At 49.8% G+C, this 22,680-nt stretch carries 23 protein-coding genes; 13 read left to right on the forward strand and 10 right to left on the reverse strand.

Annotated elements, in window-relative coordinates; translation table 11 throughout:
- Positions 1-38 precede the first annotated feature (38 nt).
- From ACKFKH_RS16580 to ACKFKH_RS16590, 3 genes are all read right to left on the reverse strand, one after another.
- Complete coding sequence (locus ACKFKH_RS16580) at positions 39-221, reverse strand: hypothetical protein (protein WP_446859428.1); 183 nt, start codon at positions 219-221, stop codon at positions 39-41.
- A gap of 74 nt (positions 222-295) precedes the next feature.
- Positions 296-3,370 carry a PAS domain S-box protein gene (locus tag ACKFKH_RS16585; protein WP_446859429.1) on the reverse strand — a complete coding sequence of 1,025 codons (3,075 nt, stop codon included), beginning with the start codon at positions 3,368-3,370 and terminating at the stop codon, positions 296-298.
- Between the two features lie 647 nt (positions 3,371-4,017).
- A complete protein-coding gene (locus ACKFKH_RS16590) occupies positions 4,018-4,536 on the reverse strand; it encodes a glyoxalase-like domain protein (RefSeq protein WP_446859430.1) in 519 nt (172 codons plus the stop codon).
- Positions 4,537-4,903: 367 nt separating this feature from the next.
- On the opposite strand from ACKFKH_RS16590, the gene ACKFKH_RS16595 reads away from it, so the two are divergent.
- From ACKFKH_RS16595 to ACKFKH_RS16605, 3 genes are read left to right on the forward strand one after another with little or no spacing between them, the layout of a single operon-like run.
- Entirely contained in the window at positions 4,904-5,575 is a 672-nt protein-coding gene (locus ACKFKH_RS16595; RefSeq protein ID WP_446859431.1) for an RNA polymerase sigma factor, read from the forward strand.
- A gap of 56 nt (positions 5,576-5,631) precedes the next feature.
- Positions 5,632-6,660, forward strand: coding sequence for a tetratricopeptide repeat protein (locus ACKFKH_RS16600; RefSeq protein ID WP_446859432.1), 1,029 nt, complete (start codon positions 5,632-5,634; stop codon positions 6,658-6,660).
- 5 nt (positions 6,661-6,665) lie between these two features.
- Complete coding sequence (locus ACKFKH_RS16605; RefSeq protein ID WP_446859433.1) at positions 6,666-7,250, forward strand: Uma2 family endonuclease; 585 nt, start codon at positions 6,666-6,668, stop codon at positions 7,248-7,250.
- A 33-nt stretch (positions 7,251-7,283) separates the two neighbouring features.
- Here ACKFKH_RS16605 and ACKFKH_RS16610 read toward each other — a convergent pair whose 3' ends face one another.
- Positions 7,284-8,096 carry a prohibitin family protein gene (locus ACKFKH_RS16610; RefSeq protein ID WP_446859434.1) on the reverse strand — a complete coding sequence of 271 codons (813 nt, stop codon included), beginning with the start codon at positions 8,094-8,096 and terminating at the stop codon, positions 7,284-7,286.
- A 217-nt stretch (positions 8,097-8,313) separates the two neighbouring features.
- On the opposite strand from ACKFKH_RS16610, the gene ACKFKH_RS16615 reads away from it, so the two are divergent.
- The gene (locus ACKFKH_RS16615; protein WP_446859435.1) at positions 8,314-8,739 is read left to right on the forward strand and encodes a cupin domain-containing protein; all 426 of its coding nucleotides are present in this window, start codon (positions 8,314-8,316) and stop codon (positions 8,737-8,739) included.
- Here the strand turns inward: ACKFKH_RS16615 and ACKFKH_RS16620 are convergent.
- The gene (locus tag ACKFKH_RS16620) at positions 8,718-9,548 is read right to left on the reverse strand and encodes a TlyA family RNA methyltransferase (protein WP_446859436.1); all 831 of its coding nucleotides are present in this window, start codon (positions 9,546-9,548) and stop codon (positions 8,718-8,720) included. The genes ACKFKH_RS16615 and ACKFKH_RS16620 overlap by 22 nt on opposite strands.
- A gap of 473 nt (positions 9,549-10,021) precedes the next feature.
- Here ACKFKH_RS16620 and ACKFKH_RS16625 point away from each other — a divergent pair, with 473 nt between their 5' ends.
- The 5 genes from ACKFKH_RS16625 (at position 10,022) to ACKFKH_RS16645 (ending at position 14,212) form a co-directional block, all read left to right on the forward strand.
- A complete protein-coding gene (locus tag ACKFKH_RS16625; protein ID WP_446859437.1) occupies positions 10,022-10,840 on the forward strand; it encodes a creatininase family protein in 819 nt (272 codons plus the stop codon).
- 147 nt (positions 10,841-10,987) lie between these two features.
- Entirely contained in the window at positions 10,988-11,203 is a 216-nt protein-coding gene (locus tag ACKFKH_RS16630; protein ID WP_446859438.1) for a hypothetical protein, read from the forward strand.
- A 499-nt stretch (positions 11,204-11,702) separates the two neighbouring features.
- Positions 11,703-12,680 (forward strand): glutaminase A, encoded by a 978-nt coding sequence (glsA, locus tag ACKFKH_RS16635; RefSeq protein WP_446859439.1) that lies wholly within the window; start codon positions 11,703-11,705, stop codon positions 12,678-12,680.
- A gap of 70 nt (positions 12,681-12,750) precedes the next feature.
- Positions 12,751-13,461, forward strand: coding sequence for a hypothetical protein (locus ACKFKH_RS16640; RefSeq protein ID WP_446859440.1), 711 nt, complete (start codon positions 12,751-12,753; stop codon positions 13,459-13,461).
- A 58-nt stretch (positions 13,462-13,519) separates the two neighbouring features.
- Positions 13,520-14,212: an ROK family protein gene (locus ACKFKH_RS16645; RefSeq protein ID WP_446859441.1), complete on the forward strand. Its 693-nt coding sequence runs from the start codon at positions 13,520-13,522 to the stop codon at positions 14,210-14,212.
- Position 14,213: 1 nt separating this feature from the next.
- Here ACKFKH_RS16645 and ACKFKH_RS16650 read toward each other — a convergent pair whose 3' ends face one another.
- The 4 genes from ACKFKH_RS16650 to ACKFKH_RS16665 all read right to left on the reverse strand — a co-directional run bounded on the left by ACKFKH_RS16650 (position 14,214) and on the right by ACKFKH_RS16665 (position 17,841).
- Positions 14,214-15,182, reverse strand: coding sequence for a glutathione S-transferase family protein (locus ACKFKH_RS16650; protein WP_446859442.1), 969 nt, complete (start codon positions 15,180-15,182; stop codon positions 14,214-14,216).
- 288 nt (positions 15,183-15,470) lie between these two features.
- The gene (locus ACKFKH_RS16655) at positions 15,471-16,187 is read right to left on the reverse strand and encodes a pirin family protein (protein ID WP_446859443.1); all 717 of its coding nucleotides are present in this window, start codon (positions 16,185-16,187) and stop codon (positions 15,471-15,473) included.
- A gap of 171 nt (positions 16,188-16,358) precedes the next feature.
- A complete protein-coding gene (gene nei / locus ACKFKH_RS16660) occupies positions 16,359-17,183 on the reverse strand; it encodes an endonuclease VIII (RefSeq protein WP_446859444.1) in 825 nt (274 codons plus the stop codon).
- Positions 17,184-17,268: 85 nt separating this feature from the next.
- On the reverse strand, positions 17,269-17,841 hold the full coding sequence (locus ACKFKH_RS16665) for a TMEM175 family protein (protein WP_446859445.1): 573 nt from the start codon (positions 17,839-17,841) through the stop codon (positions 17,269-17,271).
- 337 nt (positions 17,842-18,178) lie between these two features.
- Between ACKFKH_RS16665 and ACKFKH_RS16670 the strand changes: the two genes are divergently transcribed.
- The 4 genes from ACKFKH_RS16670 (at position 18,179) to ACKFKH_RS16685 (ending at position 22,361) form a co-directional block, all read left to right on the forward strand.
- Positions 18,179-19,000 carry a PHP domain-containing protein gene (locus ACKFKH_RS16670; RefSeq protein WP_446859446.1) on the forward strand — a complete coding sequence of 274 codons (822 nt, stop codon included), beginning with the start codon at positions 18,179-18,181 and terminating at the stop codon, positions 18,998-19,000.
- Positions 19,001-19,305: 305 nt separating this feature from the next.
- A complete protein-coding gene (locus ACKFKH_RS16675) occupies positions 19,306-20,067 on the forward strand; it encodes a class I SAM-dependent methyltransferase (protein ID WP_446859447.1) in 762 nt (253 codons plus the stop codon).
- Between the two features lie 71 nt (positions 20,068-20,138).
- Complete coding sequence (gene cobA, locus ACKFKH_RS16680) at positions 20,139-21,689, forward strand: uroporphyrinogen-III C-methyltransferase (protein WP_446859448.1); 1,551 nt, start codon at positions 20,139-20,141, stop codon at positions 21,687-21,689.
- A gap of 108 nt (positions 21,690-21,797) precedes the next feature.
- Positions 21,798-22,361 (forward strand): DUF2721 domain-containing protein, encoded by a 564-nt coding sequence (locus tag ACKFKH_RS16685; RefSeq protein ID WP_446859449.1) that lies wholly within the window; start codon positions 21,798-21,800, stop codon positions 22,359-22,361.
- Here ACKFKH_RS16685 and ACKFKH_RS16690 read toward each other — a convergent pair.
- On the reverse strand, positions 22,358-22,680 hold a 323-nt coding region (locus ACKFKH_RS16690), incomplete at its 5' end, for a hypothetical protein (RefSeq protein WP_446859450.1). The genes ACKFKH_RS16685 and ACKFKH_RS16690 overlap by 4 nt on opposite strands.

The following is a 22,680-nucleotide window of genomic DNA, read 5'->3' on the forward strand; positions in this document are numbered from 1 at the left end:
CGAAGCGAAGCTCATCCCTCATCCCTATCCCTCATCTCTCATCCTTGACAATCATCGCCGTATCGGGTTTGCTTACCGTCGATCGTCGATCGCTCACACACGACTCCGTGGTTTCTCCAAAGCTGAAAACTGTGCCAGAGTTTGGGGGCGTTTTGAATCGTCAAAATCATCACTCCAACGCTTACCGAAACCCCCATCATTAATTGGTTGATGCGAATCATTGCTCAAAGTCTCCCCGATTGTCCTTCTCAGATATTCATCCCCAAACTAATTAATCGGGATAAGGGGTGAGCGGCTAACCCATCACTTGTCGCAGTCGAGCTACCAACTCTGTCGGGTCGATCGGTTTCGCCAAATGTTGCTGAAATCCGGCTTGTAAGACCTGGCGTTCGTTGGCTTCTCCTGCGTAGGCTGTTAGGGCGATCGCTGGAATTTCCCCATACTTAGGATGGCGACGAATCTGTTGAATCAATGCATATCCATCTACTTCGGGCATTCCGATGTCGCTGACTAGCAGATCAAAAGAGTCTTGATCGAGCAGTTGGAGTGCCGCGATCGCTCCTGTGGCCATTTTTACCGTGGCTCCTTCTTGCTCCAGCACAAAGGCCACAAATTCGCGAGAGTCTTCGTCATCGTCTACAACCAAAATGTGTAGCTCTGAAAGGGGGCAGTGATCGAGGGTTGAGTCAGCAGCCGATTCGATCGGGGCGCTGGTTTGCGAGAGACAGGGCAACTTGATGGTGAATGTGGCTCCCTGTCCTTCGCCGGGGCTGTCTGCTTGAATGGTGCCGCCGTGGAGTTCGACGAGTTGTTTGACGATCGCCAACCCCAATCCTAGTCCGCCAAATTTGCGCGTCGTCGCTCCGTCTTCTTGACGAAAATGCTCAAAGACATAAGGTAAAAAATCCGCGTGGATGCCTTTGCCCGTGTCGATGACTTGCATCTGAACCACGCGATCGATCTGCGTTAATCGAATCTCAACCCGGCCGCCTGTGGACGTAAATTTGACCGCATTCGATAAAAGATTCCAAACCACTTGCTGTAAGCGACCCGCATCGCCAAAAACCTGCCCCACACTCGGATCAAAGCTGGCTTCAATCTGAATATTTTTGGCCTCTGCTGCCAGCCGCATGGTTTCTAACGCGGACTCGATCGTTGCCACCAAACTCACCGGAACCTGATTGAGCGCCAACTTGCCCTGGAGAATGCGGGAAACATCCAGCAAATCCTCAATTAACTGAGATTGAAGTTTGGCGTTGCGCTCGATCGTGGCGATGGCGGCGGCGGATTTTTCGGCATCAAGGCGGCCCGTTTGCAGCAGTTTTGACCAGCCCAAAATGGGATTGAGCGGCGTTCGCAATTCGTGAGACAGGACGGCTAGAAATTCGTCTTTGATGCGGTTGGCTCGTTCGGCGGTTTCTCGTGCGGCTTGTTCTTGTTGGAGAATGCGCTCTCGATCGCGCTCAATCTGAATGCGATCGCTAATGTCGTTTGAGATGCCTACCAGTCCGATTACTTCGCCAGCTTCGTTGCGATAAGGCGCTTTCATGCCCAAAAAGGTGCGGATGCCATCGGGGGATTCTTCGACGACTTCGGTTTTGCCCGATTCCATGATGCGGCGATCGTTTTCCATGACTCTAGCGGCATCTTCAGGAATTGGGTAGAGATCGCTGTCATATCGCCCGATCACTTCTTCGGCCGTTTTGCCCAACACGGTGAGTGTCGCGGGATTGGCGTAGATGATGCGTCCCTGGCGGTCTTTGACGAAGATGGGCGTGGGTGCCGATTCATTGATCACGTTGAGAATGGCATTTTTTTGCCGCAGTTCTTCCTCAATGCGAACGCGATCGGTAATATCGGTATTGGTGCCAAACCAGCGTAAGACCTTACCTTGGGCATCTCGAATCGGAATCGCTCGCGAGAGAAACCAGCCATATTGCCCATCTCGACCGCGCAGCGGAAACGTATCCTCCCAGACTTCGCCCGCCTCTACGTGTTGACGAAATTTCTCCGTCACGCGATCGACGTATTCGGGATGATGTACCTTTTGCCAACCCCAACCCTGCATCTCTTTTAGTGTGGTTGCTGTGTAGTCAAACCAGCGCTGATTGTACCAAAAGACCCAGCCGCTCTCGTCGGCTATCCATGCCAGTTGAGCAATATTGTCAGCCAAGTTGAGAAACCGCTCTTCGCTCTCTTGCAGTTCTTGTTCGATGCGTCTGCGATCGCTAGTATTGCGCCAATAAACCGAAACTCCCTCAGTTGAAGGATAAGCGTTGGCTTCTAGATAAAGATTGAGCGCTGGCGACAGATATTCAAAACTGACGGGAACCTGCTCGGCCAGTGATCGGTGCAGTTCTCGATACGAGATTGAATCGGCCTGTTCTTCAGCCGGAAATAGCGTCCAGACTGATTGACCCAGCAAGTCAGCTTTGGAATGTTGGAGAAGCCGTTCTGCTGCCTGATTGACATAGGTAAAGCGCCATTCAGGATCAAACGCGACAAAGGCATCGGTAATACTTTCTAAAATTCGGCTGATGGTTTGATTGGCTTTCTGGAGGGCGAGTTCGGTCTGTTTGCGTTGGCTAATATCTCTAAAGAAGATGGCGACTTCTCGATCTGACGGCCCAAAGCGAAAGGCGTACACATCAAACCAACGGTTCATCGCTTCAGAGCCATTCTCAAACCGCAGGGGTTCGCCCGTTAGCGCCACGTTGCTGTAGATTTCGACCCAATGATTTTCGAGGGTTGGAATAAGTTGACGTGCCGTTTTGCCAACTGCCTGAGTGAGTCCGGTTTGCGTTTCAAAGGCTGGATTGGTTTCTAGAAAGCGGTAATCGATCGGCTGATTATTTTCATCAAACAGCATTTCGATCAGACAAAAGCCGTCGTCGATCGACTCAAACAGCGATCGATAGTGGTCTTCTTGAGGCGGTTGAGAATGGCTCGGTTCCTGACAGCCTGACTGTTCTGAGGCAGCTTCTACAAACGTTGTCACCACTGCGTAGGGAGTTGCACTGTTGGCTAAAAACAGCGGACTTGAACTCACCGTCAGCCAGATCACGTCTCCGGTCGGCCGACAAATCCTCATCAGCACATCAAAACAAGGCTGCCCCGTCTGCAAAGCTACCATCGCGGGATGCTCGCCCAAAAAAGGAGAGCCATCTAGATGCACACTCTGCCAGTGAAGGTCGATCGAGGTGCAGCCCTGAATTTGTTTGGCGGTCACTCCCAAAAGCTGCTCTGCTTGATCATTACACGCCTGGATCGTGCCGTCTGATAGTTGAAACACCATCCCCGCCTCGGTCGGAATCTCAAACGCTCTATTGAGCGACGCTGGGTTGGGTTCAATTTTGCCTTGATTTTGCATGAAAGTTCATTGTCGATCGCACAGCTACGATCTTAAGAAATTGCCTCTAGTCTTTCCATCGTCTCGCAATTACCCAAAATCGTCTAGAGTGCCAAATTTCGATTTGCATGAGCAATAAGTTTCGGTCACAGCAAGCCGTTGAATGTCTGATAAAGGGCTGGAAAAAGCGCGATCGCTCCAACAATTTTGAGCGTTACAACCGATTGATTCTTAAAGTTGCGTAAATCTTACGTTAAAGCAGTCCTTTATACAGTTTTTCATCTGCGTGAATCGTAACAATAGAGTTGTGTCCTAGAGTCAAATCACCATAACTGTATAGCTCTCGTGAGGGGGCTATTCTTTTTAAATAGGTGTTCTTAAACACATCTTTTTGAGCTTATCTTCTCATCTTCTCAAACGTGAAATCAAACACAAAAGGAGCAGACTTTTTAGATCCACTCCTTCGATCGACTTGACTCACAAATCAGAAACTTTAGTTAACGTGAATTCGATGAGAGTTTTTCCGCTTCGTTGTTCACGCCTCCTGCCCCCCAACCCCCCAATTTTGGGGGACTTTAAGAGAGGAATTCTGGTTCAAAGTCCCTCACTCGTGGGGGATTTAGGGGGCGTTCCTGGATCTAAAAGCGAAGCGTTCATCGAACTGACGTTTAGTTAGAAACCTCTGACAACTCAATGACATTTCCTGCGAAATCTTTGACCAAAAAGTTCAACGGTTTTTCGCGACGAATCTTATGCTTAACGCCGCGCGTCTGAACTCGTAAAAGAATTTGGTCTAGACAATCGCGATCGAAACACACATGTCGCTGGCGATCTTTTTCTCCGAGACTAGCGCCCGAAATGATGTGTAGCTGAGTATTTTTCTTGAGTTGATACCACAAGCCATCATTCGCCGTGCCCCGTACCGTCGTGCTGCCCACATTGCCAGACAGATACATGGGGTTGATACCCGCAGTGCCCAACGACTGCTCATAGTTATAGTAATAGTGCAACGGCACCTCAGCCGCCGCCAGACTCAACATGCCTTCATAAAAGTCTCGTGCCAACTCCACATCCGACACCATGACTGTGTAGACCTTGGGAGCGCTGGTCAAAAACATCCACATCGCCGCCGCATAAGCACCCAGCAGCATAATCATGATGCCCTGAGTCGAGAGTAAGCTATCCATAAATCAAGAAGTGTAGACGATCGCGATTGATAAACTGATTGACAAACTTAGATCTCAGTATTACTAAGCTAATTCATTCTATCAACAGGGATTGACGAGAATCCGCAACAAAGTCTGTAAACATTCTGGGAATTGGAAAGAGATAGGGAGACAGGGAGACAGGAGACAGGGAGACTAAAAGCTCATTTTTCAAAGTCCAACGTCCCTTCTGTCCAACGTCTAAAGTCCCCTCTGTCCAACGTCCCTTCTGTCCAAAGTCTTCTCGATCGATAACTTTTTTTGACGAAAAACGATCGCAACTAGACAAAGACGCTGTATATAGTGGTAGAGGCCCTCTATCAGCACCTTTCCTCTGTGGATTAAACTCGTGCCCATCCCTACCTTTCCTGAAGCGAACCATCCGGTTATCAAGTCACTGTCACACTACAACGATCAGGAATTGCTGACGCTGTTTCAACGATATCCTGATGTGGGGCAATATTTTACGGCGGTTTTTTGTCGCTATAGTCCGATGGTCTACACGCTGATTCAGCATTCGGCGCGATCGCCTGTCCAGGCTGACTATCTGTTTGCGCTGATTTGGCGACATATTTTTCATGAATTAGGCGGGTTGGATCTGCGGGCATTTGGATCAGAAGGCCTCACCTTTCAAAGCTGGCTGATCAACGTCACGGCGCTCTGTATCAATCAGGCCGAGTTGCCCCCGGTTGAGGAAATTCACTACAACATTAAGGCCGCCTCTCCGCCGTTTTGGTGCTACCTCGATCGCGCCCTCGAACAGCTTCCCCCAATCACTCGTCTGATGGTGCTGATGGCGCAAACCTTTCACTGGAGCGAAACCCGGATTTCTGCCTACCTGCAAGCCGAAGGAGAACATATTCCGCCTGCTCAAGTCAAAGCCCACCTGCAAGAAAGCTATCAACTGCTCGAAACGACTTTGCCCGAAGATATTAGAGCCATCTATCTGGGTGGGAACGCTAATGGACAATCTGGGTTCGCTAACTTGGATGCCTCGTCTTTAGAGGCTACCCTGGATTAATTTTGAATTATTTGCCGATCGGAGGTTTTGAGATGCGCGGGATGAAGGCGAGAAGGATGGTTGCAGTTCAACTCTTAGTCGGGGGAATGGTGCTGATGGCTCCTTCTAGCCTCGCGGCCGATTTGAATGCAGATCTCAATACGCAACTGTTGATTCGTCAATACAACGGCACTCAGGGCACTCCTAGACAGGAAGCCGATCGCCTCTTTCGTCAGGGTGAAGAGCAAGAACGAGCCGGATTTTCTGACAAAGCGATCGACTCCTACCTACAGGCGCTCAGTCTCTACCGTGACATTCGAGAAGTGGAGGCTCAGGCGCTAACCTACGATGCGCTGGGTAAGACTTACGCTCAAGTGGGCAAGTTTACCGAAGCTGAAGACGCACTCAGACGCAGACTGGCGATCGCTCGTGACCTCAAAGATTTTCAGGGACAGGTGTTTGGCTTCAACAATCTCGGAACGCTCTTGCTTCAACGGGCCAGCATTTCAGAAGCTCAAAAAACGTTTGCAGACGGGCTGAAGATCGCCAAAGATACCCGGTTTTATGCGGGAGAAGGGCTATCTCTAAGCAATCTGGGACTCGTCGCCTACAGTTTGGGTGATTACAATCAGGCGATCGCCCTCTACGAGCAAGCTAGAACCCTTCGCGGACAGGCAGGCGACCCCGGCGAAGCCAACACGCTCAACAGTTTAGGCGATGCGTATCGGGCAGTCAAAGACTATCGATCGGCGCTAGTTAGCTATCGTCAAGCGTTGTTTGTGTCGCAAAATAGTGTCGATCGTCCCAGTCAATTTCGGGCCCTCAATGGATTGACGCTTGCGTTCTATGGACTGGGGCAAAATTCCAACGCTTCGACAACTCTGGATCAACGGCTGGCTCTCGCAGTGGAGCAAAACGACTCTAGACAACTCATCTTGACGCTCAAAGATTTGGCAAAATTCTACAACGCCAAGGGTGACTACACGGCTGCCGACAGCTACTATCAGCAGGCATTCAAGGTGGCCCAAACGATCAACGACTCCAAAGAGCAAGAAGGATTGTTGAGAGAAATTGGAGTGCTGCGATCGCGCAAATATACCCGCTAGTTGCCATGACTCAAACGCTTGTTAAAAGCCAATCGGATCAGCGAATTTTGGTGAGCGATCGCACCTGGGAGCAGTTTAAGCAGATTCAGAAAGGATTTGAGAATGCTGCTGGGATTCGCTTGTTTTATTTTGAGGGCACGATCGAACTTCTCATGCCAGGACGCGACCACGAATTTTTCTCTCGGTTTATTGGATATCTGGTAATGACCTTTTTGTTTGAGAAAGGCGTTCGCTGCATTCCTACGGGGTCGATGACGCAAGAAAAGGAGGGTGTCAGCTCAGTGCAGGCGGATGAGTCTTACTGTATCGGAAGTTCTAAGCCGACTCCTGACTTGTCAATTGAAATTGTTTTTACAAGCGGCGGTGAGAGCAAGCTACCTCGATATCAAGCGATCGCAGTCCCCGAAGTCTGGTTTTGGGAAGACGGAATCTTTACGCTTTATCGTTTGGTTGCGGGTCAGTATGTGCAAGTCAAAAAAAGTCAGCTACCTGGCTTGCAAGACCTGGATATTGACTTACTGACTCGATGCGTCCTCATGTCCGAAACAGATGAGTTGGCCGCCCTTGACGAGTTTAGAAAACACAAATAGGACGCACGATCGCTTTTCTATCAAAGCTGCAAATCAAGGCTGCAAGATCATGGGTGTTCCTTTGGAGTCGCCGTTGAGAATGATCACTTTGGCGTTTTGCGATTCGGCTAGTTTTTGGGTGGCTTCGATTTGACGAAATTGCAGAACACGATCACTCAAGCTTTGAGACAAAATGCGTTGAGAGTCGGCGTTGCCTTGAGCTTCAATGCGTTTGCGATCGGACTCTTTGCGCTCTTTTTGCAAGACAAATTCCATGCGCTGGCTGTCTTGCTCGGCTTGCAGTCGGGCTTGGATCGATTGCTGAACACTTTCAGGTAGAGTGACATTTCGCAGGGGCGTTTCTTCGATGATCACGCCGCGATCGCTCAAGGCTTTATTCAAACTATCGCGCAGTTGTTGAGATAGATTTTCGCGATTGGTGGTGTATAGTGTCGTAGATTCATAGCTGGCAGTGGCCGCCCGAATCAGCGATCGCACTTGAGGAATCAAAATCACCTCTTCGTAATTGGTGCCGATCGTTTGATAAATTTGTTTGGCTTTGGCTGGATCGAGCCGATACAAAACGCTGACATCGACGTTCACAATTAAGCCTTCTTTGGAAGGAGCCTGAGTCGTTTCTTTGATTTCTTTGGTCTGGGTCGAAAAGGTGACGACTTTGGCAAACGGATGCCTGAGATGAACGCCTGGATCAAGCGTTTGGTTTGATACCTGCCCAAACAGATCGACCACGCCAACCTGCCCAGTGGGAATGAAGGCGATCGATTTCACCAATGTCACCAGGGCACCCAAGCCAATCAAGGTCAGAGCAACTTTTGGGACTAGAAAACGGCTAAGACGTGATTGCATCTGCAACACTCCATTGCTTAATTTTTGATTGAACTAAGAGTACCCGAACTGTAGATGCTGTCTAGGTTTGATTAGTTTAAGATCGAGTTAAGCGATCGAGATTGAAGGCGATTTTTCTACAGGATTTTGCAGGCTAATGAGGACGGTGCATAAAGGAATTTGCTCGGTCGTGTAGGTAGATACAGTCCTAAGTCGTCACTTTTCCAATTCAATTATCATGACTGAACTAAATTCTTCTAACCTCAATGATGTCCCAAACGAGATTATTACAGTGCGTCCCACGATCGAGACGATGACTCGTCAAGGGTTGCCCTACTTCATCGGGATTTCTGGCGCGACAGCAGGCACCAAAGGTCTTTCTCTCAGTTTGGTCGAGATTCCACCGGGAGGGGTTGGCCAACCTCACATTCATCAGGGCTTTGAAACCGCAATCTATATCCTCAAGGGACGGGTCGAAGCGCACTATGGCGATCGGCTTCAGCATTCTGTGATTCATGAAGCTGGAGATTTTATGTTTGTGCCGCCTGGGGTGCCTCATCAGCCGCGCAATCTCAGCGAAACGGAATCGGTGCAGGCGATCGTCGCTCGGAATAATGCCTACGAGACAGAGGATGGTATTCCTTACACTCCGCCGTCAGATTGAGTGTTCAAAACTTTGGCGGCGGATTGGGCGATTTGTTTGATTGTCGTAAAGTCTGGGGCAGGAATGGTGTCATTCAAACTCAGCCAGAGCAAATATTCAATGTTTCCGGCGGGCCCGACGAGCGGCGACCAGGTAAGCCCCCGATAGCCCCAACCGAGTTGTTGAGATGCGGTGAGAACCTGAGCGATCGCCCCTGCTTGATCTTTGACATCTCGCACGACTCCTTTTTTGCCGACGCGATCGCGACCCACTTCAAACTGGGGTTTCACCAACAGCACCATTTCTCGCGGAACTTGCAGCAGTCGCCACATTGCAGGCAAAACTTTGGTGAGTGAAATAAACGAAACATCCACGACACCCAAATCGGGAAGCGGTCGCTCGACTGAATACAGATCTTCTGGCTGAAGGTGGCGCAGATTGGTGCGTTCTTTGAGGATGACTCGCGGGTCTTGGCGCAGTGTCCAGGCGACTTGCCCGTAGCCGACATCGATGCCATACACCTGTTTTGCGCCCGTTTGCAGCAGACAGTCTGTAAATCCGCCTGTAGAGATGCCGCCGTCGAGACAGATGCGATCGCTCACCTCAATTCCAAATTCTTGTAGCGCTTTTGCCAATTTTTCACCGCCGCGAGAGACGTAGGGCGATCTGGCTTTCACTTCGATCTGGGCCGTTACGTTGACTTCGGTGCCGGGTTTGTCGATGAGTTGGCGATCGACTCTCACTTCCCCTGCTTGAATCAATCGCTGTGCCTGCTGCCGAGAATCACAGAGGGCGAGGTCTACCAGTAATGTGTCGAGACGCTGTTTCAAGGGATGAAGGATGAGGGATGAGTGAGAACTTCGATGATCTGTTCCCCCTTTGGGGGTAATCCGCTTCGCGAGGAGGGATGAAGTAGTCATCATAGCGAGGAAGGTTGGGGTTTTGGAAGCGGTTAGCTTCGCCTCACTACTGTTCGTTCTCCTTGAAACCTGAAATTTCTCTGTTTGGGACACGATCGTTCTTGTTTGAGATGGGAGTGTTCTTGTTTGAAATAAGAACATTCCTGTTTGAAGTCAGAATTTTTCTGTTTGGAACACGATCGTTCCTGTTTGAAGTGAGAATGTTCCTACTTGAAATGAGAATGTTCCTGTTTGAGATGAGAATTTTTCTGTTTGAAGTGGAGTATCGCTTCACTACGTGTCCGCTCCGACTTGAACCATCAGGAATGTACTCCCAACATCATCCCTCGCCTCCCGATTTAGCGTATGTTAATTAATTTCAAACTCATCCCTCATCCCTTCCTATGCTCCACGGTTTCATTCCCCCCGATCGCTTCTTCCCCTACCTGACCTGGACGGATATTCAAGCGATGCCTGACAAAGAGAATGTGGTGATTGTGCAACCGATGGGCGCGATCGAGCAACATGGCCCTCATTTGCCGCTAGTCGTCGATGCTGCGATCAGTGTGTCTGTCTTGGGAAAGGCGCTGAGTCAGCTTGATGCCAGCATTCCCGCCTATGCGCTGCCCTGTCTCGACTACGGCAAGTCAAACGAACACTGGCACTTTCCCGGAACGATTACGCTGAGTGCCCAAACGCTGCTGGCGGTTCTCTCTGATGTGGCCGAAAGCGTCTATCGAGCAGGATTTCGCAAGCTGGTTTTTATGAATTCTCATGGGGGACAGCCGCAAGTGATCGAAATCGCTGCGCGAGATTTGCACCAAAAGTATGAGGATTTCATGGTGTTTCCCCTCTTTACCTGGCGCGTACCGGGAATTGGAACGATCGCCAAAGATCTGCTCACCCCTAAAGAACTCGAACTCGGCATTCATGCAGGCGATGGCGAAACGAGTTTGCTGCTGTCGATTTTGCCCGATCAGGTGAAGATGGATCGCGCCGTTGCCGAATATCCCCTGGGTGAGCCAAGAGCGGGACTGTTGAGTATGGAAGGGGCGCTACCGTTTGCCTGGACAACGCGAGATTTGAGCCAGAGTGGGGTTTTGGGCGATCCGACGACGGCGACAAGTGAGAAGGGCGATCGCATTCTACAAACGCTGGCGGATGGTTGGGTCGCGGTGCTCAAAGAAGTTCACGCCTTTCAGCAGCCCAGAGCTTATTTATGAAAACAACAATCCGTTACACTTTTGTGATAATTTGTTGATTTTCTGAAATGTTCAGTATCATTTAATACTCTCTATAGAAAGAGTTCACTACAATAGTTGGCATCAACTCAAGGCATTGTGGAATGCCCCGATCGTAGGAGATAACCGATGCTAAAACTAACAGCCGTCCCCGTTCCCCAAACGCTACAGGAACTCGACGAGGCAGTAAAGCAGTTTCAGGCGAGTGATTTTAGCGGTGAAGAACTGATTCGTCATTGGCAAGCGATTCGAGAAGCGTCTTTGAAGGAATTTGTGCCGGAGCGAGAGGGCGACCCCTGGTGGGTATCTCAAGGAGATTGTATTCCTGGTGAAGAGAGTTACTAAAAAGTTTTGATTGCAATGTGAACGCCTTCTCTAACCATTAGGGAGGGCTTTTTGCTGGCAATCATTTATCAGAGGACTCGAAAAAAGCAACGGGAGAAATATGAAAGAAGTCAGCCAGTTTTTTGATGTGATTGACTGTTAGTTTGCGTTGACCGTTGACAACTTCGGAGACGATCGATTGTAGTGGTGATCATATTAGGTTAGCGCCCGTTCTCAGCTTCGACCTGGTTCAATTCATTTGCCGTATTCTGCATGAGTTAAAACATGACGAATGAATACTTTTAATATGTGTAATCTAACAGGACAATCAATCGATATTTGTTACGTCGCCAGATTGTGTTTACGGAGCTTTGGAACGATGTTCTAATCAACAAGGGCGACCGCTCGCGAATTTTGGCGCTTTCTTGATCGAAGTGGCGATCAAGAAAGCCCTAAAAGAAGGAGAAATTTCACCACCACCTGAGAAGCCACCGACCAATCCCCCACGTAAATAAAACTCATGGGCGAAGCACATCCCCTTCAGGCATATCTCGAAACGCTCTACCTCAAATATAAGCCGCTGAATGAAGGCAAATTGGCCAGCTATATTCCTGAATTGGCGAAGGCCGATCCAGACTGCTTTAGCATTTGTATTGTCACCGTCGATGGGCGAATTTTTGAAGTCGGAAATGCTGATCAGCTATTCACAATCCAGTCGATCTCGAAGGTGTTTGTCTATGGCATGGCCCTGGCCGAACATGGGCGCGAAAAGGTCTTGTCGAAGGTTGGCGTTGAGCCGACGGGCGATCCGTTTAACTCGATTATTCGACTCGATGAATACTCCAAACGACCCGACAATCCGATGGTGAATGCAGGCGCGATCGCCACTACCAGTTTGATTCAGGGCAGTGATCCAACCGATCGCTTAAATCGAATGCTGGAGATGTTTCGTGGCTACATTGGTCATGATGTTTATATCGATATGTCGGTGTTTATGTCAGAGCGATCGACGGGACACCGCAATCGAGCCATAGCCCATTTGATGCGGCATTTCGGAATGATTGACGCAAACATTGATGAAGCGTTGGATTTGTATTTCCAGCAGTGTTCTTTGATGGTGAATGGTCGTGATCTGGCAGTGATGGCAGCGACGTTGGCCAATAAGGGTGTAAATCCGATCACGGGCGATCGGGCCGTTCCTGCTCATTGCATTCGCGATGTTTTGTCTGTGATGTACACTTGCGGAATGTATAACTATGCGGGGCAGTGGGCCTATCAGGTTGGCATTCCTGCTAAGAGTGGCGTGTCTGGTGGTATTCTCGCTGTCATTCCCAATCAGGTTGGCATTGCGGTTTTCTCTCCTCCGCTAGATGCGAATGGCAACAGCGTGCGCGGGATTAAAGTTTGTGAGGAGTTATCTCGTCAATTTGAATTACACATGTTTGACTTGCCGATGGGTTGTTCTCACTTCTTGCAAACATTAGAAAACAAACCGTAACAAACTGTATTTTGGCACTGGAGAACACGGTATAGTCACGGCATGAGGCCGATCGTCCAGGAGTAAGGTTATGGTGAGAAGACAAACAGCCAATACGCGCAAAACCAGCCCCCGTAAGCCGCCGGAGGTGCCTGTGGTGGAGGGTGAAGCGATCGAGGAGGCAAAACAAGCGTTGGATCAAGCCACCGGCCATGACAATAATGAACCTGCTTCGACTGACGATGTGATCGACGTGTTAGCTGAACCTTGGGATGATGCCCCGACTGAGGAAGCTGCGCCCGTCCCTTCTGAACCCGCTCATTCTGAATTAGAGTCAAAATTAGAGTCAAAAGTCACCGATCTCAAAAATTCTCTCGAAGCTTCTCATCAAAAAGAACAGTCGCTTCAGCAGAAAATTGATGAATTGCAGTCTCAATTGGATGAGCAAAAATCGCTGGCGAAAAGCTTACAAACCAGTTTAGAAAAGGCGAGTAAAATTCAGGCAGAGCTTGAACAAGCGCAAAAAGCCGCCCTGCAATTAGCTGAGTCTAATCAAAAGCTGATTGACGAAAACAAAGCGCTCAAAGCCGCCCACGCCGAGGCCGAATCTTCTAAAAAAGCCTCCCAACTCACCCTTCAGCCACCCGAAGCCAAGAAAGCTTCTCAGCTATCCGTTCCGGCCGAAATGAGTGAACACGATCGCTTCCTCCGCCAACAAGCCGCCAATCTCGCCCATCCGGTTTTCCCCAACGATCCTGCGCCCAGTCGCCTGTCTGAACAAGATATTGGCTGGTTTGATTGAGTTGTCCGCCGTTAGTACGTTACAAAGAATGAGGAACGACTGACAAAGGATAGAGCTGATGAAAAAAACGCTGGCGATCGACATTGGTGGCAGTGGCATCAAAGTCATGATTTTGGATGAGCAAGGAACGCCTGTCAGCGATCGTGCCCGTGTCGAAACGCCTCAACCCGCAAAGCCCAGTCCGGTGATGGAGGCGATCGTAGAGTTGGTAAGTCAACAAAGTGAATTCGATCGCGTTTCGGTTGGGTTTCCGGGGGTTGTGCGGTTGGGCGTGACGGAGACAGCGGTAAATCTTGACCCTGACTGGGTTGGTTTTAATCTAGAAGCGGTCTTGAGTGAGCGGTTGGGTAAGCCTGTGCGGGTGGCTAATGACGCTGACATTCAGGGGATGGGCGCGATCGCAGGTCAAGGAGTCGAACTGGTGATCACGTTGGGCACTGGGTTTGGGTCTGCTCTGTTTCTCAACGGCAAGCTGATTCCCAATCTCGAAATGGGCCATCATCCTTTTCGCAATGACAACACCTATGAACAGCAGTTAGGGCGCGCTGCTTTGGATGGTGTGGGTCAGAAAAAGTGGAATCGACGACTAGAGAAGGCGATCGCATCCCTGCAAAATCTCTTTAACTACGACACGCTCTATATTGGGGGCGGCAATACCGATAAGATTACGATCGCGCTGCCGCCCAACGTCAAGATTGTGCCCAATGTTTCAGGGCTTTTGGGTGGGATTGCTTTATGGAAGGATTCGTAAATTACTCGACGAAGCGATGGCGATCGTGCGGTTCGTCGAAGTTGATGATCGGGCCTTTGGGAACGATGCGCGTTGGATTGATCTGCGTCTGACTCATGTAGTAGTGACGCTTAATGTGATCTAAGTTGCAGGTTTTTTGGATGTCAGGATGCTGGTAGAGATCTTTGAGATAATTCCAAAGGTTGGGGTAGTCTGCAATTCTACGAAGATTACATTTGAAGTGACCATGATATACCGAGTCAAACCGGAGTAATGTCGTGAACATGCAAATATCTGCTTCGGTGAGTTGATTGCCGCAGAGATAGCGTTGTAGATTCAAAACCGACTCCCAGCGATCGAGGTTTTCAAACAGTTCTGTTACCGCTTCTTCGTAGGCTTTTTGAGTGGTGGCGAAACCCGATCGATAGACACCATTGTTAATCGGCATGTAGATGGCTTCGATCGTTTTGTCGATCGCTTCTCTTAATGCTGTGGGATACAAATCAATATCAGATTTTGCAAACTCTGAAAATTCTAAATCGAACATGCGAATGATCTCACGAGACTCGTTGTTGACGATCGTTCCCGTTTGCTTGTCCCACAACACTGGAACGGTAATTCGACCTGTGTACTTGGGATCAGCTTTGAGGTAAATATCCTGCAAATACTGAGCATGATTGACCGAATCAGGAATGGTGCCCGGTTCTTGAGAAAACGCCCAACCTTTGTCGCTGAGAATGGGATCGACGATCGACAGCCCGATCGCATCTTCTAATCCCTTTAGGCTTCGCATAATCATCGTACGGTGGGCCCAAGGACAGGCTAGACAAACATACAAATGGTAGCGTCCCGATTCTGCTTTGAAGCTGCTTGAATTATCTGCGGTAATGCGATCGCGAAACTTAGTCGGCATCCGGTTAAACTTACCGCTTTCATCTCGCTCCGTCCATTCAGTCGTCCACTTGCCATCGACCATCATTCCAAGTGCCATCAGAACCTCCAAAAAAGCTATGAATTGAGATAACGTGAATCCGATGAAATCCCTGGCTGCGGTTATCACTCTGGGCAGCCCCCTAAATCCCCCAAGTTTCGGGGACTTTGAACAAAAAATCCTATCCGAAAGTCCCCCAGAATTGGGGGGTTGGAGGGCTGAAAAATTGGGTAACGAAGCGAAAAATCCAACCGAATTCACATTGAACTATGAGTTTCAAGCTTTGAGTTTAAGCGTCTGTCCTTCAAACCTCATCACTCAAAACTCATATCTTCTGTCTCTCGCCTTCTACGCCAGATCAAACACCAACACTTCAGCGTCTTCTTTGCCGACCAGTTCTAGTGTTTCACCGTCCAAGGCGGCCGCGTCACCTTGATTGAGCAACTCACCATTCAGCGAAACGGCTCCACGAGCTACTTGAACCCAGAAGTGTCGACCCCTTGCGGGTGACTCGGAGAGATCGGTCTCTGTCAAACTCACCTTCTCACCTTCACTTAAAACCGTCGCGTACAGATTCAAATCCTGGTGAACGGTGACAGACCCATTTCGCCCGTCTTGAGACGCAATCAGCCGCAGATGGCCCCGTTTCTCATCGTCTGAATAGGCTTTTTGCTCATATCCAGGCTCCAGATTCCTTTGCTCAGGCAAGATCCAGATTTGTAAAAGGTGAACAGGATCGCGATCGGAGTGGTTATATTCGCTGTGGGTCACGCCCGTCCCGGCTGTCATGCGCTGCACTTCTCCCGGAAGCATTACCGCCCGGTTGCCCATACTGTCTTGATGCTCCAGCGCCCCTTCTAGCACATAAGTAATGATCTCCATATCGCGGTGAGGATGGCGGCCAAATCCCTGGCTGGGGGCTACGCGGTCTTCATTGATCACCCGCAGCGTGCGAAAGCCCATGTGAGCAGGGTCGTAGTAATTCGCAAAGGAGAAGGTGTGGTAAGAGTCCAGCCAACCGTGGTTTGCGTGTCCTCGATCTTCGGCCTTACGAAGCGTCAACATAGTTCCTCCTAAATGAAAATGTGCAGTACGAGGATTGTTTGGTGCTTAAATGTTCTAGCTCGTACTTTCTATAAATTTAGAATAACACAGCGATTGTCTAAATGCAAACAATCATAAGTCAATGTGAATTCGATAAATTTCTCAGCTTCAGTTGAAGACCCCGAAGAGCCATCAACCGAGAGCTTGGCAAGTGGGGCAATAATAGAGCCGTCGTCCAGCGAAGATTTCTTTGACGATCGCCCTTCCACACACAAAGCAGTCCTGTCCCTCTCGATTGAAGACATAGTGACGATAGCGACTGCGCGAATAGCCGAGTTTTTTGAGGCGATCGACAATCTGCAAATCGTTCGTAATGCCTTTTGTTCTGTAGGATTGCAGCGTCACCGAGAGAACGGACTGAGCGAGGGCGTGAATTTGTTCAACAGTGCAATCAACCGGACGCAAAGCGGGATGAACCTTCGCCACAAATAGAATTTCGCTCCGCAAATAGTTGCCCAATCCGCCTAAGAAATGTTGATCGAGCAGCAGAATCGTGAGTTGACGACGAAAAAATCGCTTGTCGAGAAAGCGGGCTACAACTTCTTCAACGGTCACCGCTTGATCCAACACATCCATTTCAACTCGGCTGAGAAACGGATGCACCGCTAACTCCTCCTCATTCAACACCTGAATCTCTGACGCAGAGTAAAGCAAAGCCGAGTGTTTGGGGGTGTGAATTGCCATTCGCAACTGACGGTTTGTGGTCGGGTAAGAATGCAGCTTGCGGACATACCACCGCCCATAAAGCTGATTGTGACTGTAGATGTAGAGCGGCTTCTCAAAACAAATCACCATCGCCTTGCCCCGCGTCCGAATGGCGGTTACGGTTTGCCCAATCAGTTCTTCTTCAAACGGCTTGAGGCGATCGAACGCAAAAAATATCTCAGTGACGGGGCGATCGACCAATGCTTTGGCAATCTCATCGGCGGCTTGTCGGATTTCGGGGCCTTCGGGCATGGGGGCAGGGAGGAGAGAGGAGGGAGGAGGGATGAAAAGAGTTTTGAATTCCTCGTTGACTGTTTAAATTAATGAATGGTTCAGCTTATGAAGTTAGCGTCTTCTCAATGCGACGATCGGGGATGAGCCACATTGCTGCCACCGAAGCGTAAATTGCACAAGCGATCAATGGATTGACCCAAGTAAACAGAATCGCTGTGACATAAAAGCCTAACGATAGCTTGCCTTTAACGTCTCGCCCCATCGCGATCGCCAGGGTAGAATCTTGACCGTGATAAGCAATCAGAACGCGAGTGAGAATAAAGTAAGCAATGGCATTCAACAAGAGAACTACACCATAGCAGGCAACCGGAACAGGGGCAAAATTTTCACCCATCCAGCCTGTGACAAAGGGAATGAGCGATAACCAAAATAGCAAATGCATATTGGCCCAAAGAATGCGCCCGTTGACGTGTCGGACTGCTTGTAGCAAGTGATGGTGATTGTTCCAATAGATGCCGAGATAGATGAAACTCAGGACATAACTCAGAAAGATTGGAATGAGTGGACGCAGAGCCGCTAAATCAGCCCCGTGCGGCACCTTGAGTTCTAAGACCATAATGGTAATAAGGATGGCGATCACTCCGTCGCTAAAGGCTTCTAGTCTTCCTTTTCCCATTACTGTCACGCTCCTTGTCTGCTAGTTTTTCTGCTAATTCATGGTGCAAATCATGGCACGTTTTCTGATTCTTATTTTGTTACCGCTACGATAGTTCGCGGCTCGTTTTATCAGAAATTGTTACTCCCTATCATTGACGCTCTTCTTTAACGTCAATTCGATGAAGTTTTTTCACGGCGTTGTTTAGCGCTTCTGTCCCCCAAAGTGCCAATTGTGGGCGACTTTTAGATTAGATTTCCAGTTCAAAGTCCCCCAGCATTGGAGAATTTAGGGGGCTGCCGGATTAATCACCGTAGCGAAAGATTCCATTGAATTCACGTTTCTTTAGAATAGAAGCATGTTAGAACTACACTGTCACACGACTTATTCTGATGGGACGCTGACACCCGTTGAGCTAGTTAATCGGGCGGTTTCCGTCGGGGTGCGGGCGTTGGCGATTACGGATCACGACACGATGAGCGGCTGGGATGAGGCGTTTGCGGCGGCTCCTGATCACCTGGAAATCGTCCCTGGACTGGAGCTGAGTACCGTTTGCAACGATCGCTCTCTACATATTTTGGGCTTTTATCCCGATCGCCAAAAACTTCACGCTCCGCTAATGGAACGGCTCGAAGGTCGCAAACGCCGCGCTCAAAAGATTGTCGAAAAACTTGCTGACTTGGGCTATCCCATCCAACTGCCCGACATGGGAGAAGGCATGGCTCCAGGGCGACCTCATATTGCAACGGCGATGGTCAGAGCGGGCTATGTCAATTCGTCGCGGGAGGCGTTCGATCGCTTTCTCGGTGATGATCAACCTGCCTACGTCCATTACGAAAAGTTTGAGAGTACTGAAGGGGTGGCGCTGTTACGGTCTTGTGGGGCGGTTCCGGTATGGGCGCATCCTTACTTGTTTCGCGGGGGAGCCGTTGAGGAAATTCTTCCAGATTTGGTGAAAGCGGGACTTTTGGGAATTGAAGTGTTTCATCCCAGTCACTCAGCGGCGGGTATCGATCGCCTCACTCAACTCTGCACAGAATACGGGCTTTTGATCACGGGCGGCAGTGACTACCACGGCCCCAATTTGGCAACTCAGAAGGATGAATATCGGTCACTCAACAGTCTAAATATTCCTCTGGAACTGCTGGAACCTATTAGGAAAGCGGCTGGCCAGGGTTAAAGCGATCGTTCCTTTATGCAAATCTCACAGCTAGTTCATATGAACTTCATGCAATTCCCCAAATCTTCTCCGGAGAACGTCCAATTTTTTTGGCATATAGGGATGGTAGATGCACCCTGATGATTACCCCTGACTTCGGTTGGGGGTTTTTTATTGGAGGGATGAAGGAGAACTTCGATGATCTGTTCCCCCTTTGGGGGTAATCCGCTTCGCGAGGAGGGATGAAAAAGTTGGCGACGTAGGATGAGGTCATAATTGATCTAACTTGGATCTAACTTGATCGCACTCATGCTGTTTTCATGCCTATGTCTACACCACTGCATCAGCTTGATCCATTGAATCGGTTCTCCGATCGCGCCTCTGACTATGTGAAATATCGTCCGACTTACCCCGCTGAATCGATCGACCAGATTCTCGAAGGGTTGGGTACGCCGTCTCAATTGGTGGCGGCTGACATCGGCGCGGGAACAGGAATCTCGGCTCGGTTGTTGGGCGATCGCGGGCTGCAAGTCTGGGCGATCGAACCCAACGCTGCGATGAGTCAGGTTGCCGAAGTCCATCCCAATGTGACCTATCGCGCCGCCACCGCAGAACAGACCGATTTACCCGACGCTTCCGTTGACTTAATTACTTGTTTTCAATCGTTTCATTGGTTTGATCCAGAGCCGACTTTGGCAGAGTTTCGACGAATTCTCAAATCATCGGGGCGACTGGCGTTGGTGTGGAACGATCGTGATCAGTCCAACGAGTTCTCAGAAAGCTACGAAGCCCTGTTAAGAGAAGTCTCAAACAAGCATCCTGCACTAGAGCGATTCACCGCCAGCGATGCGCTATACGCTGCTTCCAGCTTTACCAATGTGCAATCGTTTGTCTTTCCTTCTCAGCAGATTCTAGATCTGGAGGGACTGATCGGACGATCGCGCAGTGCCTCTTATGTGCCTCGTCAAGGAACTGCCTACGATCGGTTAACCACAGAATTGACGGCGCTTCATCAACGCTGGGCAGATCAGCAGGGCTGCGTTTGTCTCACCTACCAGACCAAGGTCTTTCTGGCTGCCCCCCAATAAGCTGCCACTTCGCGAACTTTTTTTGCAAAACTCATCGTAGGAGAACTCAAACGCTTTATGAATAGAAAGTTATGAATGGAAAGGTGTATCTCGTCGGTTCGGGGACTGGAGGCGTTGACTATCTGACGGTGCGCGCTCATCGGTTGCTGACTCAAGCAGAGGTGCTGGTCTACGATGCGCTAGTCGATTCACAACTCTTAGAAGTCGTGCCAGAAACCTGTCTCAAACTAAATGTCGGCAAACGTGGGGGACAGCCCAGCCTGAAACAGCCCCAAATCGATCGCCTTCTCGTTGAGCAGTGTCAGCAAGGAAAGCAGGTCGTTCGGCTCAAGAGTGGCGATCCGTTTATTTTTGGGCGATCGTCCTCTGAGATCCAAGCGTTGAATGCGGCAGGCTGTCCATTTGAGGTGATTCCCGGAATTTCTTCGGCGCTGGCCGCCCCTCTTCTGGCAGGAATTCCATTAACTGACCCCGTTTTGAGCCGTTGTTTTGCAGTTTTGAGTGCCCACGATACCGAAAGTCTGGACTGGCAAACGATCGCTCAAATCGAGACGCTGGTGATGCTGATGGGTGGACAAAATCTCCCGATTATTCTGCAACAATTACAAAAACAGGGACGATCGCCCCAGACGCCGATCGCCATCATTCGTTGGGCGGGGCATCCAGCGCAACAAATTTGGGTCAGCACTCTAGCAGAAATTCTGTCACACACAGATCCCCATTCACTTTCTCCCTGTGTGATCGTTATTGGCGAGGTTGTCGGACTGCGCTCCTTTCTCCTCCCCACGTTTCAGCCCCCCGTCGTTCCCCCTGTGTTTCCTGTGTCTACCCTTCCCCTTTCTGGTAAAACCGTTCTTGTGACGCGATCGGTGTCTCAATCCAGTCAGTTTTCCCGATTGTTGCAAAGTCAGGGCGCGACGGTGGTCGAGATGCCGACGTTAGAAATTGTGCCGCCTTCAAGCTGGGAAGAATTGGATCAGGCGATCGCGCGTCTCAATGATTTTGATTGGCTGATTCTCACGTCAACGAATGCCGTCGATTACTTTTTTGAACGGTTGGGGTCACAGCTTCAAGACGTGCGAGGCTTGTCAGAAATCAAGATTGCAGTCGTCGGCGAAAAAACGGCTCAAAGACTGAAGCAGCGAGGATTACAGCCCGATTTTATCCCTCCCGATTTTGTCGCAGATTCGATGGTGCTCAATTTCCCTGAACCTGTGACGGGCAAAAAGTTCCTGTTTCCGCGCGTCGAGAGTGGGGGGCGAGATGTGTTGATTAAGGAGTTTGGCGATCGGGCTGCTCAAGTCACAGAGGTTGCGGCTTACCAATCGGCTTGTCCGACGGCGATCGATCCCGTTGCGCTTGAGGCGCTCAAAAATGGTGAAATTCAGATCGTCACGTTTGCGAGTTCCAAAACGGTGCGCCACTTTTGCCAGCTACTCGAAGGTGAGTTTGGTCAAGATTGGCTGACACATTTAGAAGGCGTTGGGGTGGTCTCGATCGGCCCTCAGACCTCCAAAGATTGCCAGATGCTATTGGGAAGAGTCGATGTTGAGGCTCAAGAATTTACACTACCAGGATTGACTCAGGCAGTGTTGGAATGGGTGAGGAGGAGTGAGGTGTGAGGTGTGAAGTCCAAAGTCTAAGGTCTCCTCATTTCATCCCTCTATCTAGTAAATCTGTACTAAAATATGCTATCCTCATGTCACGCTAAGTCGTGGAGAGGAAGCCTTATGAGTGTCGAACAGACCACCCAATTGATTCAGCTAATCCTCAACTCGGTGCTGATGATTGTGGCTTGTGCGTTTGTGTTGGGGGGCTTGATGCTGCGGCGCAGTGCCCTAGAAAATCGGTTGCAGACGACAAGTTTGGAATATTATCAAGTGCTGCATTTGGCGTATGACTCCAAGAACGATCGCCTCCTCCTGCTCAAAAAACAACTGCGTCACCTGCAACAACAGATTCAATCCTCTCGCAACGGCATTCTGGCACTTCACTACGCGCTAATGGTCTTTGTCGCCAGCACTTTTGCATTAGCCATGAGAACGGTTGTCGAGGGCACCTGGCTCATTTCGGTGGCGATGGCGTTCTTTATTGGAGGCATGGGGATTTTACTGTTTAGCGTGGCGATCGTGCTGCTCGATTTGCATCAGAGCGATCGTCCCTTTTGGCAAGAGATGACCGGAATCCTGACCTTCAGTTCCCGCAATTTTGCCCCCCGCGAAGATTTGCGAATCAGACGCTTACGATCCGCCAAACCCAAACTGGTCAAACCGCGTCGAGCAAGGGCTGGTTAACTCTGAGGCGCAATGACGATCGCCTTCTGTCCCGATGGGTCAACTACAATCCACCCAACTGAGGGATCGAGATTTTCAGCACGGTCACTGACTTTGAAGTAGGCTTTTTCTCCGGTGTTGGTCTCGATCGCAAAGTCTGCATTTTGCGCGTAAATCACCCTAAAGCCCCGATCTTGTAAGCAGTACTTTGTCCAGGCTTTGAGCGATTGCCGATTGGGATCGAAGGGGAGCGGGGGGCGATCGAAGACTTGCTGCATGACGTTGATTAGGGACTTGCCAAGAAATAGAATCCCGGTCATTCTAGGGGAGAAGAGTTCCC

This window comes from Phormidesmis sp. 146-20 (assembly GCF_052939475.1).